The sequence below is a fragment of the Fluctibacter corallii genome, from assembly GCF_025751585.1.
Taxonomy (GTDB): Bacteria; Pseudomonadota; Gammaproteobacteria; order Enterobacterales; family Alteromonadaceae; genus Fluctibacter_A; species Fluctibacter_A corallii.
Genome location: NZ_JAOWKX010000002.1, coordinates 516,349 through 532,882, shown reverse-complemented (window position 1 = coordinate 532,882; position 16,534 = coordinate 516,349). Strand labels below are relative to the sequence as shown.

The 16,534-nt window shown below is 43.4% G+C and carries 20 protein-coding genes; 8 read left to right on the top strand and 12 right to left on the bottom strand.

The annotated features are described in order from the left end of the window. The gene (gene puuE / locus OE749_RS05925; RefSeq protein ID WP_263711432.1) at window positions 1-912 is read left to right on the top strand and encodes an allantoinase PuuE; all 912 of its coding nucleotides are present in this window, start codon (window positions 1-3) and stop codon (window positions 910-912) included. A gap of 2 nt (window positions 913-914) precedes the next feature. Continuing rightward, window positions 915-1,940 (top strand): adenosine deaminase, encoded by a 1,026-nt coding sequence (locus OE749_RS05920; RefSeq protein ID WP_263711431.1) that lies wholly within the window; start codon window positions 915-917, stop codon window positions 1,938-1,940. Here OE749_RS05920 and OE749_RS05915 read toward each other — a convergent pair. Continuing rightward, window positions 1,908-2,411, bottom strand: a complete 504-nt coding sequence (locus OE749_RS05915) for a cupin domain-containing protein (RefSeq protein WP_263711430.1) — start codon at window positions 2,409-2,411, stop codon at window positions 1,908-1,910. The genes OE749_RS05920 and OE749_RS05915 overlap by 33 nt on opposite strands. Before the next feature lie 109 nt (window positions 2,412-2,520). Between OE749_RS05915 and OE749_RS05910 the strand changes: the two genes are divergently transcribed. From OE749_RS05910 to OE749_RS05885, 6 genes are all read left to right on the top strand, one after another. Further along, window positions 2,521-3,366: a sulfurtransferase gene (locus OE749_RS05910; protein ID WP_263711429.1), complete on the top strand. Its 846-nt coding sequence runs from the start codon at window positions 2,521-2,523 to the stop codon at window positions 3,364-3,366. Window positions 3,367-3,483: 117 nt separating this feature from the next. Continuing rightward, the gene (cobB, locus tag OE749_RS05905) at window positions 3,484-4,197 is read left to right on the top strand and encodes a Sir2 family NAD+-dependent deacetylase (RefSeq protein WP_263711512.1); all 714 of its coding nucleotides are present in this window, start codon (window positions 3,484-3,486) and stop codon (window positions 4,195-4,197) included. Further along, window positions 4,194-4,841 (top strand): LysE family translocator, encoded by a 648-nt coding sequence (locus OE749_RS05900; RefSeq protein ID WP_263711428.1) that lies wholly within the window; start codon window positions 4,194-4,196, stop codon window positions 4,839-4,841. The genes cobB and OE749_RS05900 overlap by 4 nt, the downstream gene beginning before the upstream one ends. A 100-nt stretch (window positions 4,842-4,941) precedes the next feature. Then, window positions 4,942-5,697 (top strand): hypothetical protein, encoded by a 756-nt coding sequence (locus tag OE749_RS05895; protein ID WP_263711427.1) that lies wholly within the window; start codon window positions 4,942-4,944, stop codon window positions 5,695-5,697. Then, on the top strand, window positions 5,690-6,487 hold the full coding sequence (locus OE749_RS05890; RefSeq protein ID WP_263711426.1) for a glucosaminidase domain-containing protein: 798 nt from the start codon (window positions 5,690-5,692) through the stop codon (window positions 6,485-6,487). The genes OE749_RS05895 and OE749_RS05890 overlap by 8 nt, the downstream gene beginning before the upstream one ends. Next, window positions 6,484-7,104 carry a DUF2987 domain-containing protein gene (locus tag OE749_RS05885; RefSeq protein WP_263711425.1) on the top strand — a complete coding sequence of 207 codons (621 nt, stop codon included), beginning with the start codon at window positions 6,484-6,486 and terminating at the stop codon, window positions 7,102-7,104. Before OE749_RS05890 ends, OE749_RS05885 begins: the two co-directional genes overlap by 4 nt. A 62-nt stretch (window positions 7,105-7,166) precedes the next feature. On the opposite strand, the gene rssA is transcribed toward OE749_RS05885, so the two are convergent. The 11 genes from rssA to ccoO all read right to left on the bottom strand — a co-directional run bounded on the left by rssA (window position 7,167) and on the right by ccoO (window position 16,525). Continuing rightward, window positions 7,167-8,123: a patatin-like phospholipase RssA gene (rssA, locus tag OE749_RS05880; protein ID WP_263711424.1), complete on the bottom strand. Its 957-nt coding sequence runs from the start codon at window positions 8,121-8,123 to the stop codon at window positions 7,167-7,169. Between the two features lie 9 nt (window positions 8,124-8,132). Continuing rightward, window positions 8,133-9,047, bottom strand: a complete 915-nt coding sequence (gene ttcA / locus OE749_RS05875) for a tRNA 2-thiocytidine(32) synthetase TtcA (RefSeq protein ID WP_263711423.1) — start codon at window positions 9,045-9,047, stop codon at window positions 8,133-8,135. A gap of 115 nt (window positions 9,048-9,162) precedes the next feature. Next, window positions 9,163-10,095, bottom strand: a complete 933-nt coding sequence (gene uspE, locus OE749_RS05870; protein WP_263711422.1) for a universal stress protein UspE — start codon at window positions 10,093-10,095, stop codon at window positions 9,163-9,165. Window positions 10,096-10,191: 96 nt separating this feature from the next. Then, entirely contained in the window at window positions 10,192-10,917 is a 726-nt protein-coding gene (gene fnr, locus OE749_RS05865) for a fumarate/nitrate reduction transcriptional regulator Fnr (RefSeq protein WP_263711421.1), read from the bottom strand. Window positions 10,918-10,949: 32 nt separating this feature from the next. Next, a complete protein-coding gene (locus OE749_RS05860) occupies window positions 10,950-11,609 on the bottom strand; it encodes a sulfite exporter TauE/SafE family protein (protein WP_263711420.1) in 660 nt (219 codons plus the stop codon). An 18-nt stretch (window positions 11,610-11,627) separates the two neighbouring features. Then, the gene (gene ccoS / locus OE749_RS05855) at window positions 11,628-11,825 is read right to left on the bottom strand and encodes a cbb3-type cytochrome oxidase assembly protein CcoS (RefSeq protein WP_263711419.1); all 198 of its coding nucleotides are present in this window, start codon (window positions 11,823-11,825) and stop codon (window positions 11,628-11,630) included. A 4-nt stretch (window positions 11,826-11,829) separates the two neighbouring features. Continuing rightward, a complete protein-coding gene (locus OE749_RS05850; protein ID WP_263711418.1) occupies window positions 11,830-14,226 on the bottom strand; it encodes a heavy metal translocating P-type ATPase in 2,397 nt (798 codons plus the stop codon). Then, complete coding sequence (locus OE749_RS05845) at window positions 14,226-14,720, bottom strand: FixH family protein (protein ID WP_263711417.1); 495 nt, start codon at window positions 14,718-14,720, stop codon at window positions 14,226-14,228. The genes OE749_RS05850 and OE749_RS05845 overlap by 1 nt, the downstream gene beginning before the upstream one ends. Before the next feature lie 68 nt (window positions 14,721-14,788). Next, window positions 14,789-15,742 carry a cytochrome-c oxidase, cbb3-type subunit III gene (ccoP, locus tag OE749_RS05840; RefSeq protein WP_263711416.1) on the bottom strand — a complete coding sequence of 318 codons (954 nt, stop codon included), beginning with the start codon at window positions 15,740-15,742 and terminating at the stop codon, window positions 14,789-14,791. After that, entirely contained in the window at window positions 15,739-15,918 is a 180-nt protein-coding gene (locus tag OE749_RS05835) for a cbb3-type cytochrome oxidase subunit 3 (RefSeq protein ID WP_263711414.1), read from the bottom strand. Before OE749_RS05835 ends, ccoP begins: the two co-directional genes overlap by 4 nt. Before the next feature lies 1 nt (window position 15,919). After that, window positions 15,920-16,525 (bottom strand): cytochrome-c oxidase, cbb3-type subunit II, encoded by a 606-nt coding sequence (ccoO, locus tag OE749_RS05830; RefSeq protein ID WP_263711413.1) that lies wholly within the window; start codon window positions 16,523-16,525, stop codon window positions 15,920-15,922. Window positions 16,526-16,534: the final 9 nt, after the last annotated feature.

The following is a 16,534-nucleotide window of genomic DNA, read 5'->3' as shown; positions in this document are numbered from 1 at the left end:
ATGCAGGCTTACCCAAGAGACTTAATAGGTTACGGCGGGAAGCCTGTTCATCCTAAATGGCCAAACCAGGCCAGAATTGCTGTACAGTTTGTATTAAATTATGAGGAAGGAGGTGAGTATTCGGTATTACATGGCGATGCGCACAGCGAAACCTTCCTAAGCGATATTGCTCAAGCAGAACCTTATACTTCCAGACATTTGAGCATGGAGTCTCTTTACGAGTATGGCAGTAGAGCGGGGTTCTGGCGAATTCACGACACCTTTGTAACGCGTAAGCTCCCTTTGACGGTGTTTGCCGTTACCATGGCAATGCAACGCAATCCCGATGTGGTTGAAGCTATTGTTAATGCCAATTGGGAAATAGCCAGTCATGGTATGCGATGGATCCACTATCAAAATATGGAAAAAGCCAAAGAGGCTCAACATATTGAAGCATCCGTTCAATTGCATCAAGCAATGCTAGGGGAGAAACCCACAGGTTGGTATACGGGACGAACAAGCCCTCATACACTGGCATTATTGGCTGAGCGAGACGATATTTTATATTGCTCAGACTCGTACGCCGATGATCTACCTTATTACGATAATCACTACAGCAAACCCCTTTTGATGATTCCCTATACGTTGGATGTCAATGATATGCGATTTGTGAATCAGCAGGGGTTTTGTACGTCTAACCATTTTTACACGTACTTAAGAGACAGCTTTGATGTGTTATATGATGAGGGCGAAACTTGCCCGAAAATGCTTTCTATTGGATTGCATTGTCGCATTATCGGACACCCCGGAAGATTCGCTGGATTAAAACGATTTCTTGATTATATAGCGAAAAAAGATAAAGTGTGGGTTTGCACTCGTGAAGAAATCGCTCGGCACTGGCTGCAGCATTTTCCCTATAAGCAGGAGGGTTAACTATGTCGATGAGCTTGATTCAAGCATTGCCTAAAGCAGAACTGCATCTACATATTGAGGGAACGTTAACGCCATCTCGAATGATGGCGCTTGCGAAAAAACACAATATATCCTTACCATACGTAACGTTAGAAGACATCCAAGCCGCGTATCAGTTTGACGATCTCCAGAGCTTTCTTAACCTGTATTATCAGGGTGCTGATGTATTACGCGAAGAGGAAGACTTTTTTCAGTTAATGTGGGATTACCTGCTCGTTTGCAAAGAAGAAAATATCGTTCATACCGAAATTATGTTTGACCCTCAAACCCATACGAATAGAGGGGTGGGGTTTGACGTATTTATGCCAGGATTTTTGAGTGCAATTCGTAAGGCGAAACGAGAATGGGGACAGTCAACAAAATTGATCATGTCGTTTTTACGTGACTTAACCGAAGCGCAAGCCTTTGACACCCTAGATGCGTCCATGCCCTATCTTGCAGATATCGAGGCGGTTGGATTAGACAGTGCAGAAAAAGCGAATCCTCCTGAAAAGTTCAGAAAAGTATTTGCCAAAGCCAAATCTCTCGGCTTAAAGCGTGTTGCGCATGCTGGCGAAGAAGGCCCTGCTGAATATATCTGGGGCGCGATCAACGAGTTAAATGTTGCACGCATCGACCACGGTGTTCGCGCTACGGAAGACAATGTGCTGCTTCGTTTTTTGAGAGAACACCAAATACCGCTGACGGTTTGCCCGCTTTCAAATATTAAACTGAACGTTTTCGATAAAATGGACCAGCATAATATTCTTTCACTATTAAATGATGGCCTATGTGTAACGGTAAATTCAGATGATCCTAGCTATTTTGGCGGCTACCTGAACCAAAACTACAAAGAATTGCAACATCACCTCGATGCAACAGACGATCAAATTGTTCAGCTGATAAAAAACAGCTTTCTTGCTAGCTTTTTAGCACCTGACGAGAAAGAATATTGGCTCGTTGAAATAGATCGCATGTTAGACAGATTCACGAGTGAGCTGAGTAATTAATTCACAACATCCAGGGTAGTCACGCATAAGCGACTCTCTATCTCCTAATTGCATATCTTGATAGTCAAAGCCGGGGGCGACGGCCTCCCCAATTAAACCGTACCCGTTGACACCATTTCGTAGTCTGGATGCTTTCCATTTTCCGCCTTTGACCACAAGTTGTAATTTGTGGCCTGCAATAATATCGAACCCCAGTGTTGTTTGTTCTAACTCTCCATCCTCGTTTAATAGAAAATAATCAATCGGATCACCGCCGTGATAGTAATGCACGATATCAGAGCGATTTTTATGAAAATGCCCGATGGGTGCGTCATGGGTCAGTAAATAGTAAATCGATGTTTGAATCGCTCTTTCAGCATCACCGAATGATATTGATTTGTCAGAGCGAAAGGTCTCTGCAAAATATCCACCTTCTATGTGTCGCTCTAAACCTAGCGCAGTAATCAATGCTTCTATGTTGGGTAAAGACATACTTTTCCTTTGCCGTGATTTTTCTGGAATAGAATTCTAATTCTACGGATTTCCTCTTGTTAGGTAAGTTGCTATAGTAGAGCGAGTCGCGCTAGATACAAGTGAAATTATGGACTTACCTCAAACTCCTAGCATGTCAGCATCCACATTACACAGGCTGTTAGAACAATCAGAGCAGCGGGTAGTGGTGTTAGTCACGTCCATGAAGCATCCGATATCAAAAGCGCCCGAGCCAGAGCCTAGCATGTATATTCCACACGCTCATTGGTTTGACTTTGAGAAAGTATTTTGTAAACACGATGGGTTTCCCCACACGATGCCAGATTTAGATAGCTTCTCGATCGAAGCATCAAAGCTTGGCCTTAAACATAACGATATTATTGTTGTATATGACAACATCGGTATCTATTCATCCGCGAGAGTGTGGGGAATGTTAAAAGCAATGGGGCATCGAGCGGTTTATGTGTTAGACGGTGGTTTACCCGCTTGGCTAAAAGCAGGATATGAAACCGTTCAAGCAACTGCGGCTTCATTACCTGCTTCATTGTACGAGGCACAATCAACGTCATTTTTTGTTAACACCCATGCCGTCTTTAAGGCGCTTACCGATGAGAAGTGTAAAATTGTTGATGCGCGCTCTGAGGGCCGCTTTTTAGGAAAAGAGCCAGAGCCCAGAAAAGGATTGCGCAGTGGTCATATGCCTGGCGCAATAAATATTCCCTTTCAACACGTACTTACATCGAATCAAACATTAAAAGACAAATCAGCATTGAAAGCGCTGTTCCAAGATAACGGCATGGTACCGGATGACAGCCTTATCTTTACCTGCGGTTCGGGCGTGACGGCCTGTATATTAGCGTTGGCGGCTGAAGAGGCAGGGTTTAGTAGCATTCACGTTTATGACGGGTCTTGGTCGCAGTGGGGAGCCGATGACTCGCTACCTATCGAAACATAATGTGCCCCTATTTTTACTGTCAAACAAAAATACGTGGAGCAAAAGCCGACTTAGCGTATAATTCTCTGATTAGTTTTGGCTCCATGCTTAATGTGCTGTGAACACGCCGTGAAAAAGATGAATTACGAAAACATTGTTATTTTAACGGGGGCGGGTATCTCTGCGGAGTCGGGTCTTAAAACGTTTAGGGATAATGACGGACTGTGGGAAAACCACCGTGTTGAAGACGTCGCGACACCAGAGGCCTTTATTAGAAACCCAAGGTTAGTATACACGTTTTATAACCAGCGCCGCGCACAGCTACAAATGTCAGATGTCAAGCCAAACCTTGCGCACTTGGCACTGGCAAAACTTGAGGCTGAACATGCAGGCAATGTAACGATTGTCACACAAAATGTAGACAATCTGCATGAGCAAGCAGGAAGCAAACAGGTATTACACATGCACGGAGAGTTGCTCAGTGCTCGTTGCACTCGCTCGGGAAAGTCTGAAGTCTGGACAAATGAGATTGACAACACAACGCGCTGTTCGTGTTGTAACAGCCCGAGTAGTTTGCGTCCCGATATCGTTTGGTTTGGTGAGATGCCACTTTATCTTGATGAGATATCTGAGGCCATCGCGAACGCTGATCTTTTCATATCAATTGGTACCTCAGGAACGGTGTATCCTGCAGCAGGCTTTGTGAGTGAAGCGAAGTTTCACAATGTGCATACTGTTGAGCTAAACCTTGAACCGACAGGTACACGCGGACAATTTGATGAGGGTTACTACGGGCCTGCGTCTGCTGTTGTACCACATTACATTCACGACCTTTTAAAAGAATCAATATGACCGAATTTTTGACAACGTATTGGGTAGAATTTGCCACTATCGCAGCCGTTCATTTGCTTGCTGTTGCCAGTCCTGGGCCAGACTTTGCTATCGTGATGAAGCACAGTATTAGCCACGGCCGAAGAGCGGCAATGTTAACCAGCATTGGCATTGGCTTAGGTATTTTCATTCACGTGGCTTACTCGTTACTTGGAATTGGACTTATCATTAAAACGACGCCTTGGCTATTTCAAGCTCTGACGTATGTTGCGGCAGCTTATTTACTGTACATTGGGTGGGGAGCACTACGAAGCCCAGCACCCAAAACGCTAACTTCGGCTGATATGGACTTAGATCAGTCTAAAATATTGTCTGATAAAAAAGCGTTTTTGGTTGGCTTAATGACTAATGGATTAAATCCTAAGGCAACGCTGTTCTTTTTATCTGTTTTTGCTGTTGCGGTGAGTCCCGATACACCGAATATGGTTAAATTAGGTTATGGGGTTTATTTAGCGTTTGCCACTGGCGTCTGGTTTTGTACCTTATCTTTTTTCCTCAGTTCGAAACCAGTTAGGGACTTTATTGGTCAAAAAGGGTATTGGTTCGATCGACTTATGGGCTCAGTATTGGTGTTATTGGCCATTAAGCTGGTCGCATCAAGTTAATAATTAGTATTCATGGTTATTAGCTCTGTGAATTAGGATCTCAGACTAATACACCGTATAATTGGCGTTTTTATCAGTTTAAAGTAGTTAGGAAGTAAGCTTGTCAGAGCAAAAAATTGTAATTGGAGGGGATGTCAATCGTTCTCTCAATGGTGACTATCAATTTGATATCAAATCACTTTTTAAGCAAGCCTGGGCGCTAACACAGGAAAATAAATGGCAAATTCTTCAAATGCTGATATTTGTCTTAGGGTTAGCGTACCTTGTTGTGATGGTGTTGTTAAACATCTCTGGAATTGATGATATTCAGAAGATAACCCTAGAAATACAATCTTTTATCGACTTAACGCTGACGTTTTTATTCGCGCCTTTTGTTACTGCTATCATGGCCGTGGCCGCCACGCACAGTATTGGCGGTCAGAGCAAGTTTTCTCATGTGTTTAGTCTATTGTCGCGCACGCTTTCGTTAGGCGCTGCGGCTCTTATCGTATCACTGTGTATTCAACTTGGGCTAGGGTTGCTTATCATACCTGGCTTATATCTCATGTTGGCGACAAGCTTCACGCTACTGATTGTTGCGGAAAAAAAACAGGGTGGTATTGCCGCCATGATCCTTTCTATTAAGGTGGTTAATACTTATCTACTTGACTTTATCAAGCTGTATCTCCTGATTGGCCTGATGTCATTAACTGTGCCTCTTACTTTAGGTATCAGTCTAATTTGGGTCGCCCCTATGTATTACTACCTGAAAGGCATTCTTTATCGTGATCTTTTTGGAATAACGGTGCTTAAACAGGAAGATAGCCAATTTACAGAACGTAACGAATCAAAAGAAGAGTCAACATTTGATGCATAACAAGAAGCGTATCAACGTTTTCATTTATCTTGCGCGTATAGCGGTTGCTTGCGGAATATTGTTTATTTTTGCTTATCCCTTTTTGGATAAAGAAACACTTGAAGACATTGTTGTTGATATCGCACCGCGAGAAGAAGTGCCTGACTTTAATCGTTTTAGAAATGTCTCTGATAAAAAGCGTGCCTTTTTCGCGTATCTAATGCCTGCGATAGAAAAAGAAAATGAAGCGATTTTAGAAACTCGTTTATTTCTACTTGATATCAAAAAGCGCCGCCAAATTGGTAAAACGATAGGTAGAAGCCAGCAACAACGCTTAAGTGCGCTGGCTAAAAAATATCGCGTAAAAAATGCCAAGCATCAACAAGATCTCGTTGCCCGTTTGTTGAAACGTGTCGACGTCGTGCCAGCTGAATTAGTACTTGCACAAGCGGCCAATGAATCAGCTTGGGGTACGTCGAGATTTGCAAAGCAAGGGTATAATTTTTTCGGTTTATGGTGCTTTAAAAAGGGGTGTGGATTTGTTCCTCGAAGACGGGGAGATAACGCTAATCACGAAGTCGCTAAATTCGAAAACTTACAAGACGCGGTGAATACCTATATGCTCAATCTTAATCGACACTTTGCCTATGAAGAACTGCGCAATATTCGCGCGGCACTGCGAAAAAGCCAACAGAAGATTACGGCACCTGCGCTTGCGCAGGGATTACTTCGATACTCCGAGCGAGGACAAGACTATATTGACGAATTAATCGCAATGATCGACTACAACAGGAAATACATGCCACAATGATTAAACCGCTTTTAGCTGCAAGTTTAGTATTTACATCTACGTTTAGCTTTGCTGATCCTCTCGCATTGGAATACAAAACCTTCTATAGCCATGTAAAAAAGATAGATGATGAGGACACTAATGCATTGCAGTTTTCTTTTGGGTTCAAACACATTCATGAAAACCGTTTGTGTGACGTTAAAAGTGCACTGATTAAAACGCAAAAACAAGATATTCCTCTAACGGTAACCAGCGAAAATCGTTTTACTGTTCCCAATGAAAAAGCATTAAAGCTTGCCGATGCATTAGTGATCATTGAACTTGATGATCAAGACAATCAGTGTGATATGTCTGTTCAACTAGAAACTAAACCTGAGTGGCTGAAGCAAAATTACACGCAAGACGAATTAATGCAGTTATTCAGCCAATATGAAAATTTCTTTGATGATATTGGTGGCTTTATGTCATTTTTACTGCCTTCTGTCACAGGGTTGCAGTTTACATTTAATGACGATGTTGCCGTAGAAGGAATGAAAACGCGTTTTACAGAAGGCGAGCTGTCTTCCGTTAAAGAAGTGAGTTTTAACGCTCTGCCCAAACGCATTACAGCCATCACTAAACAAGACGACGATAAATAGCCGGGGCTATTGTCATTGGCTAGCTAGGCCAACATGATGGCCTAGCGTTGATGAACTGGGGCTTAGTTCAGCATTAATTGGTAGCGTATTTGCTCTTTTAACCGTTCAACAGAGCGCTCACCCTCAGCGATGAGTTCTTTCGCACGGTAGAACTCCATAATCCCAAAATCTCTTAATTGTGGCTCGATAAGAATATCAGGCGGATCGCCTGCCAAACGAGAGCGCGTTACTCTGGCTTGAAGAATTTCTAACGAGCTAGACATCACGCCAATGATACTTGGTGCGCCAAGTTTCTTTTTCAGGATTGTCTCAGCTTGTGTATTGTCATCCATTGTCTCGTCTGTCTTTGGGGTTTCATCTTTGTCATTGCCTGAAAACCATTGCTGAAAAATCGCCTGACTCTTACTGAAAAAATCATTGGTTTTTTGTTGATTTTGCTCATGCTCTGCAAATGCGGCTTTTTGCATGCTTGGCCTAAAATCGGCACTCAAGTTGACTGCAATGACGAAGTCAGCTCCCATTTGTCGGCAAAGGTTTACTGGAACGGGGTTGACTACCGCGCCATCGACTAGCCAACGATCTTCATGAAGGTGAGGGGCAAATAGCCCAGGAATCGCACAAGATGCTTTAACCGCTGGCATAATTGGGCCGTTCATAAAGGTCACTTCATTGCCGCTATATAAATCGGTAGCAGAAACAGCAAGTGGCTTTTTAAGCTCTTCGAAATGTTCTGGAGTAAACTTTTCACGGAGCACGTCAAATACTTTTTGCCCCGAGGCTAAACCACCTTTATATAATCCCACTCCCATCAATGATAATACCTGCCACTCGGTGAGCTCACTGGCCCAATCCCCGAGTTCATCAAGCTTATTATTTGCATAAGCAGCGCCTACATAGGCGCCGATAGAGCAGCCGGCAACCACATCCACTTTTATTTCTAGGGATTCAAGTGCTTTAATTATACCTATATGTGCCCAACCGCGAGCAGCACCACTTCCAAGAGCCAGTCCAATTTTCACACACACTCCTTAGGTGATTTCAATTACCTGTACAATTTTTGATGGGTCTTCTTCCATTAATTGAGGGGACTCAATATCAGGTTGATCGAAACCGATGTCTCCATCTTCATAGGGGGTTTCTTGTGTTTTTAGATCAATAAAATTAAATAAATTGGGATCAGCTAAATGTGAAGGTGTGACATTTTGAAGCGCGCGGAACATGCTTTCTACGCGTCCGGGGAACTGTTTATCCCACGATGCAATCATCTCTTTAATCACTTTTCGCTGAAGGTTCTCCTGCGAGCCACATAAATTGCAGGGAATAATCGGAAAAGCGACAAGTTCTGCGTAGCTAGCAATATCTTTTTCTGCACAATAAGCCAAAGGGCGAATAACCATCTGCTTACCATCGTCTGACACCAACTTTGGCGGCATGGATTTTAACTTTCCACCATGAAACATGTTCAGAAACAGGGTTTCTAACATATCTTCACGATGGTGTCCTAATGCAATTTTAGTCGCCCCCAACTCTGTTGCAGTACGATAAAGAATACCTCGGCGTAAACGAGAACACAGCGAACAGGTCGTTTTCCCCTCAGGAATTTTGTCTTTAACAATCGAGTAGGTGTCTTCTTCCACGATTTTATATTCGACATCCAATGTGTCGAGGTATTCTGGAAGAATGTGTTCAGGAAATCCAGGTTGCTTCTGATCAAGGTTGACTGCGACGATATCAAAATGAATCGGCGCCTGCTTTTTTAAAAACATTAAAATATCTAGCAGGGTGTAGCTGTCTTTTCCGCCAGATAAACACACCATGACTTTGTCGCCGTCCTCAATCATATTGAAGTCTGCGATTGCCTTACCCACATGCCTGCGTAAGCGCTTTTGAAGCTTATTAAAGCTGTATTTTTGTTTTGCTGAAAGACTGTCTAACTGGCTCATTCGTATTCTACCGACCACTGCATTTTAGGGGGCGCAATTATAGCGAATTCTGTGCAAAAGAAAATCGCATTCAGCCGCTTTCAGCACACTATCACCAACAACGATTGGCCATTCTTTATTTTATGAGTGGGCAGGTAAAGTCTTTCGGTTTCAACGCCAGCACATCGCAATTTAATCGATCAATAACATGCTCTGCTGTATTGCCTATTAGCGCAGCAGATATGCCATGACGCCCAACCGTGCCAATCACCACTAATTCAGCATCGATATTGCGTGCAACAGCAGGAATAACATCTTCAGGAAGCCCTTCTTTTACAAAACAATGGTCCATTTGAACCTGATATTGAGAACCCAGTTTTTCTATCGATTCAAGGTGATAATTCTTAATTGACTCATTGTAGTCGTGAGGATCAAATTCTGGAATTTCGATGGCGATGTTGACAGGCGTGCCTGGATACGCATTCACTAAATTCACGTTTGCCTCAAAAACCTGCCCAAGTTGTTTCGTAACATCGCAAATCGTGTGATTTAACTCTGCATGATCAGGATCCTCTGTACCGGCATTTACCGCTGCGATAATTTGTCCGTTAGGCAGCCATTCGTGATCTTTCACTAACAACACTGGGGTAGGCGCTTTACGTAAGATGTGCCAATCGGTAGGCGTGAATATAACAGCTTTTAATGTATCGTGCTCTTGGGTGCCTTTAACAATAAGATCATATGCGCCTTCTACTGCTTCAATGATAATGCTCTCGTAAGGTCGATTGTGCCAAACTACCTTTACGTCAACAGAAATCATTCTATTTTGCGACACAGTTTCAACTAAATCAGATAACCAGTCTGTACGCTGATCGACAGCAGCCTGACGCAAGGTTTCGCGATCTTTAGCAGATAGCAAAGACGTAAACTCATAGGAGGAGTCATACGTGGTGAGTAAAGCAGTAACACTTGCTCCAGTTTTCTCCGCTATTTCAAGTGCGCGACTCAGAGCCTTTTGCGAATCGGCATCAGGATCAACCACGGCAAGAATTTTTTGAAAATCACTCATATTAACTCCCTCAGCGAAGAGCAAAACTTAATACAAGTGTATGGGGTTTGAAAAGAATTGCCAGATCATCTTACAATCTGGCAAGATCAATTGCTGCTATCGACACGCTGAAGAAAGTGGCGCTGAGTCACTCAGCTCTTCTTTCAACCCATCAATGCTAAGTAATTCAATTAGCTTTCCATCTACACTGATCAAATTTTGCTTATTTAGTTTACTCAGAATACGACTCACAGTTTCTACTGTCAGGCCAAGATAGTTGCCAATTTCACCACGCGTCATGGTTAAATTAAAAGAACTTCCCGACATACCTCGTGCTTTAAATCGCGCACTCAGATTCAGTAGAAAGTGTATGATACGTTCTTGCGCATTACGCTTATTGATCAACATCAACACTTGTTGTTCATGAGAAATTTCTTCACTCATTAATTTCGTCATTTGTCGTCTTAGTGCAGGCAAGGTTGACGACATATCATCAAGCATTGTGTAGGGAATTTCACACACCATCGACGTTTCTAATGCCTGCGTGAAACTTTGATGGCTTTGGGTGGATAGTCCGTCAAACCCAATAATATCACCTGGTAAGTGAAACCCTGTAATTTGTTGCTCACCGTCAGCCGACATAATGTAAGACTTAAACGAGCCACTTCTTACCGCAAATAACGACGTAAGGGGTTTACCATATTCGGTAATACACTGTCCGGGCTGAAGCGGTTTGTTACGTCGAATAATGTCATCCAAGACAGAAATTTCACTATCACTTAATGAGAAGGGGATGCATAGGTGGCTGAAGCTGCAATTTTGACAGCGAATACTAAATTCCATTACTTTTCTAGCACGTTAAATACAAGATAGCGTTAATTTACACTTTCTTTGATTAATATCAAACCATAGATAATTAAACTTGTGCCTATTATCTTCTGGATCATGGGTTTTGCCAGCCAGGTTTTGACAGAGTTTGCACTCAATCCCATGGCTAACATCGCAGGCAGCGTTCCTAATCCAAAGCAAATCATAATCAATGCACCTTGGATAAAACTGCCCGAAGCGACGCTCCAAGTGAGTGTTGAATAAACAAGGCCACAGGGCAGCCATCCCCACAACATCCCAAAGGGCAGTGCCTTGATGGGAGAGCTTAGAGGCAGTAGCTTTTTGGTAAGAGGCTGAACATATTTCCAGACATGTTTTCCGACTTTTTCAAGCTGTGTCAGAATTTTCCACCAGTTGGCGATATAAAGCCCCAATAAAATTAGCATCAGCGCGGCAAACAAGGTTAACCAGTGCATTGCCTGCTGATGGCTTTGCGCAAAGCCGCTACCAAGCGCACCTGCGAGGGCACCAATCACCCCATAGGAGCTAATTCGGCCAATATTATACAGTAAGTAATAGGGTAACGAAGCACTTCCCTTAGGAATAAAAACACTAAATGCACTCACAATACCACCGCACATACCTACGCAGTGAACGCTTCCAGCAACGCCAATTAAAAAAGCGGTTACCAATGAAATACTTTCCATGTTTTATACTTCTTTTAACTATTCCGTGCCTGATTCGTTCGTTGATGCGGTGTTTTCTTTCTTGGACTTTTCCTTCGTATCGTCATCAAATAAGATGCTATACCCTTGTCGATCTAGATCTTCAAACTGGTTGCTTCTAACTGCCCAGAAAAAAATAATCACCGCGATGGTCACGATAATAATAGCGAGCGGGATCAACACATAGATAACATTCATTTTTTTACTTTCCGTAACGTAAAAGACGGGTGGAGTTACTTACCACAATGATGGAGCTTAACGACATACCAATGACTGCCATCCAAGGTGTTAAAAAGCCAGTCACGGCAAGAGGTAAAATAAGCAGATTATACCCGATAGCCCACGCCATATTTTGTTTAACTTTTTGACGCGTTTTGCGCGCCATTTGAATCAAAAACTGAATGCCCGATATTTGCTTATTTAACAACAATACATCGGCAGACTGCCGCGCAAGATCAGTCGCTTCACTCACGGCGACAGACACATCTGCTTGCGCGAGGACTGGCGCATCATTGATGCCATCACCAACCATGAGCACCCGTTCTCCAGCTTGCTGTAATTCTTGCAAAGTAAACATTTTATCTTGAGGCTGCATATCATAGTGTGTATGTAAAATCCCAACTTGCTCTGCGACTGACTCAACATTCTTTTTATTATCGCCACTTATCAACCTTACCGTGTAAGCTGATAGTGAACGAGACAAATCCCGAGCATCATCTTTGATTGTGTCAGTTACAACAAAACCTGCGACACACATACCATCTTGTTGCATGAGTACATTACAATGAGAGAATGCGTCAGGGATTGAGCTAGTTAATGCAGAACGGTTACCTAGCGTGTACCTAACACCCTCGTAAGTCGCCGAAATTCCTTGTCCCGCCAACACCGTGATGTCTGACACTTTCAACATCTGTTGAGCTGAAGAAAATGCTTTTGCGATAGGATGTTCAGAGTGAGACTCAATACTGGCAGCAATGTGCAATAGACGATTTTTATTTTGTCCTTCAATTGCAAGTATTGACTCTAGTGAAAATACGCCTTCTGTCAATGTACCTGTTTTATCAAACGCCACCGTGGTGATATCGGCTAGATTTTCTAACGCGTCTGCATGCCTAACCAGCATTCCTTTTTCATTTAAATTGGCGACTGCGCTACTCAATGCCGATGGCGTGGCCAAACTTAATGCACATGGGCAGGTGGCAACAAGCACGGCGATCGCAACCCAAAGGGCTTGCTGAGTGTCAATGAAAAACCACCATACGCCAAAGCTCACAATCGCGATAACCAGTACCCAAAATATGAATTGCTGAGAGGTTCTATCTGCAAATCGCGCAATACGCGGCTTTTGTGATAAAGCCAGCTCCTGCATTAATACAATCTGATTAATCAGAGAGTCTTTGGCTGCCGCTGTGATTTTAACCTGTATGGCGTTAGTTTCATTGACTGTTCCGCCATAGACTGCGTCTCCAGAATGTTTGCGAACAGGGGCAAATTCCCCAGTCAGCATAGATTCGTTAATTGCGGCATCACCTTCTACTATAACGCCGTCTAAGGGGATCGTTTCCCCTGCTTTTATTAGCACAACATCGCCAACAGTCAGATGTTTCGCCACCACCGACTCAAACTGACCGTCTTTAACAATAGTCGCGGTTAGCGGCTGATACTTAAGCATATTCGCCGATATCAGCGCGGCTTTGTGTCGACTTCTATGTTCAAGGTAACGGCTAATCAAGAGTAAAAATGTGAACATGCACACAGATTCAAAGTAAATCTGGCCCTGATTAGAAATGGTAGCCCATGCACTCGCAATAAACGTTCCCCAAATGGCTATCGATACAGAAACATCCATATTCAATACGCCACCTTTGATGCCATTTATCGCGCTTGAATAAAACTGTGCACCACCGTAAAACACCACGGGTGTGGTCAATACCAAGCTTACCCAATGGAAGTAAACCTTGGTTTCTTCTTCGATATAGCCAAATAATCCGAAATACAGACCCACAGCTAGCATCATTACCTGCATGGTCATTAAGCCGGACAATCCCAACTTTTTTAAAAAGCGTTTGTCTTCTTTCTGGTACGTAGCTTCATGCTGATCGGGTTGAAAGGGAAGGGCATGATAGCCAAACTTCTCTAATGTTTTCAGAATCCGGCTCAAAGGCAGTTGTGCATTGTCCCATTTAACGGTTAAACGCCTGTTGGTGGTATTCACTGCAATTTGCTTAATGCCTGGCAACGTGCCCACTTGTTTTTCAATCAGCCATGCGCAAGCTGCACAGGTTATGCCCTCTACAGTTAGTTGAATAGTACTTATGTCGCTAGATACAGACACAAATTCATCTTGAATAGCGGGATCGTCAAACGCAGACAGTGCATCCATCGTGCTTTCTAACAGTGGATCGCCTTTTACTGCTTTTTCTGTACGATAGCGATAATAGTCCTCTAATCCAGCAGATACGATTGACTCCGCAACGGCTTGGCATCCAGGACAACACATTTCCCGCTCTTCTCCTAGCACAGTCACTTGGAATTGACTGTTGAGGGGAACGGGAAGATCGCAATGGTAACAGGTGTCCAACGATTTACTTTCGGTCATTAACTCGGATCAAACGCTATGACATCTTCGCGAGGGAAGGTTAACTTGTGGGTGATTTTCCATTCGGTGTCGAGTGGATGCAATGTAACGCGCCATTTTCCTGTGATAGGTCTATCAAGCGACGCTCTGTAATTTCCAGATGCATCTTTAGAAAGTAACAACTCAAAGTCATTTTTAGCAATAGTGGCATGGTGAAAATCCAACACTAACGCTTCTGCGGTATCTGGTGCGCCTGCATTAAATCTAAGCGCAACGCTATCAGACGACACGGTCAAATCGGCTTTGATGCCTCTTACTTTCGCTTCTTGGTACTTGATGAGTTGAAGATTTATTCCTTTACCTTCTTTGTAGTAATCGTCAATCACCAAGGTATCTTGGCCGTTCGTTGCAAGGTGCATCATGGTTGTGCTTAAGATAACAGATGCAAAGGGAATAGAAATTAAAAACCATGGCCAAAATTGTTTGTACCAAGGTCGAGTATTTAGTTCTTTCATGCTTACTCAATAAAAGTTGATAAAAAAAAGCCCCGGAAAATACCGAGGCAATTTTAAATGATTTTTACTTATTTGTCTTGGGACAAACTGTAAACATAGGTAGCAACAACGTGAATTTTGTCTTCACTCAAACGATCTTTGAATGAAGGCATTACACCATTACGACCATACTTCAATGTTTCGGTTACATCTTTATGTGATGCGCCATACAACCAAATATTGTCGGTTAGGTTAGGTGCACCAAGCATTTGATTACCCTTACCATCTGCACCGTGACATGCAGCACAGGCAGCGAATCGTGCTTCGCCCGCATTTTTGAGCTGTTCGTCAACCTGACGGCCGCTTAAACTCAATGCGTAAGCAACGATTTCTTCGATACCTTGCTCACCAAATGCGTCTAACCAACCTGGCATCATGCCAGAGCGACCGTTTAACAGTGTTTCTTTGATTTTCTCAGGCGAACCACCGTATAACCAATCATTGTCTGTCAGGTTAGGGAAGCCACGTTGGCCTCGCGCATCAGAACCGTGACACTGTGAACAGTTTTGCAAGAATAGACGTTGACCGACTTTAATCGCTTCTGCATCGTTCACCAATTCTGTCACTGGGACTTTCGCATACTCAGCGAAAATTGGGTCAAAACGCTCTTCAGCAAATTTCATTTGGCGATCATATTCAACCAAGTAACCTTCTTCAAAGCCACGTTTGGTTGCTTCGCGAGATTCTGCAAGAGACTGAACATTTTGATTCGAGCTCTTCCACTTCCATAGGCCTTCCCAATTCCCTAAGCCAGGGTAGAGGGCCAAATAGATTAATCCCCAAACAATCACCATGTAAAACATGATTGTCCACCAACGAGGAAGCGGGTTGTTTATCTCAACAATACCATCAAACGAGTGATGCATATTGTCGCCTTCCTCAATCCCAGTTTTGTTTAATAGACACCAGCGTAGTAGCAAGTAGCAACCAAGAATGGTGCCCAGCGTGATCACTGTTATCCAAATGCTCCAAAAGCTACTCATTTAGAAGACTCCCGCTTTTTTTCTGTTGTTTGTTGTTCTTTTTCATCGTCGAAAACCAAATTGGCTGCCTCGTCGAAGCTATCTTTGTTGCGTTTACTAAACGCCCACCAGACAACACCAGCGAAGCAGACGAATACAACGACAGTGAATATGCTGCCTACTGTACCAAAATCCATTTTATTTCAACGCCGTTCCAAGAGATTGAAGGTATGCAATCAACGCTTCCATCTCTGTTTTGCCTTTTACAGCCGCTTGTGCGCCAGCGATGTCTTCGTCAGTGTAGGGCACGCCAAATCCACGGAAAACTTCCATCTTTTTAGCCGTAAGCTCGCCATCCAACGTGTTCTCCATCAACCAAGGGAAGCCTGGCATGTTTGATTCTGGCACTACGTCACGTGGGTTGATCAAGTGAACACGGTGCCACTCATCACTATAACGACCACCTACACGGGCCAAATCTGGACCAGTACGCTTAGAACCCCATAGGAACGGGTGTTCCCATACTGATTCACCGGCAACAGAGTAGTGACCGTAACGTTCTGTTTCTGCACGGAAAGGGCGAATCATCTGGCTGTGACAACCTACACATCCTTCACGGATGTAGATGTCACGACCTTCCAATTCAAGCGCCGTGTAAGGCTTTAAACCTTCGACCGGTTCCATCACTTGTTGTTGGAACATTAATGGTGTGATTTGCACCATTCCACCTAAGCTGATAGCAATCAACATGAAAATGGTTAGCAGGCCGACATTCTTTTCTACGATATCGTGCACGTTTTTCATCAACTACTC

Excerpts from the sequence above, each read along its gene's own strand:
- puuE (WP_263711432.1), top strand. The coding sequence starts at position 1 with ATGCAGGCTTACCCAAGAGACTTAATAGGTTACGGCGGGAAGCCTGTT.
- OE749_RS05920 (WP_263711431.1), top strand. The coding sequence starts at position 915 with ATGTCGATGAGCTTGATTCAAGCATTGCCTAAAGCAGAACTGCATCTA.
- OE749_RS05915 (WP_263711430.1), bottom strand. The coding sequence starts at position 2,411 with ATGTCTTTACCCAACATAGAAGCATTGATTACTGCGCTAGGTTTAGAG.
- OE749_RS05910 (WP_263711429.1), top strand. The coding sequence starts at position 2,521 with ATGGACTTACCTCAAACTCCTAGCATGTCAGCATCCACATTACACAGG.
- cobB (WP_263711512.1), top strand. The coding sequence starts at position 3,484 with ATGAATTACGAAAACATTGTTATTTTAACGGGGGCGGGTATCTCTGCG.
- OE749_RS05900 (WP_263711428.1), top strand. The coding sequence starts at position 4,194 with ATGACCGAATTTTTGACAACGTATTGGGTAGAATTTGCCACTATCGCA.
- OE749_RS05890 (WP_263711426.1), top strand. The coding sequence starts at position 5,690 with ATGCATAACAAGAAGCGTATCAACGTTTTCATTTATCTTGCGCGTATA.
- OE749_RS05885 (WP_263711425.1), top strand. The coding sequence starts at position 6,484 with ATGATTAAACCGCTTTTAGCTGCAAGTTTAGTATTTACATCTACGTTT.
- ttcA (WP_263711423.1), bottom strand. The coding sequence starts at position 9,047 with ATGAGCCAGTTAGACAGTCTTTCAGCAAAACAAAAATACAGCTTTAAT.
- uspE (WP_263711422.1), bottom strand. The coding sequence starts at position 10,095 with ATGAGTGATTTTCAAAAAATTCTTGCCGTGGTTGATCCTGATGCCGAT.
- fnr (WP_263711421.1), bottom strand. The coding sequence starts at position 10,917 with ATGGAATTTAGTATTCGCTGTCAAAATTGCAGCTTCAGCCACCTATGC.
- OE749_RS05860 (WP_263711420.1), bottom strand. The coding sequence starts at position 11,609 with ATGGAAAGTATTTCATTGGTAACCGCTTTTTTAATTGGCGTTGCTGGA.
- ccoS (WP_263711419.1), bottom strand. The coding sequence starts at position 11,825 with ATGAATGTTATCTATGTGTTGATCCCGCTCGCTATTATTATCGTGACC.
- OE749_RS05850 (WP_263711418.1), bottom strand. The coding sequence starts at position 14,226 with ATGACCGAAAGTAAATCGTTGGACACCTGTTACCATTGCGATCTTCCC.
- OE749_RS05845 (WP_263711417.1), bottom strand. The coding sequence starts at position 14,720 with ATGAAAGAACTAAATACTCGACCTTGGTACAAACAATTTTGGCCATGG.
- ccoP (WP_263711416.1), bottom strand. The coding sequence starts at position 15,742 with ATGAGTAGCTTTTGGAGCATTTGGATAACAGTGATCACGCTGGGCACC.
- OE749_RS05835 (WP_263711414.1), bottom strand. The coding sequence starts at position 15,918 with ATGGATTTTGGTACAGTAGGCAGCATATTCACTGTCGTTGTATTCGTC.
- ccoO (WP_263711413.1), bottom strand. The coding sequence starts at position 16,525 with ATGAAAAACGTGCACGATATCGTAGAAAAGAATGTCGGCCTGCTAACC.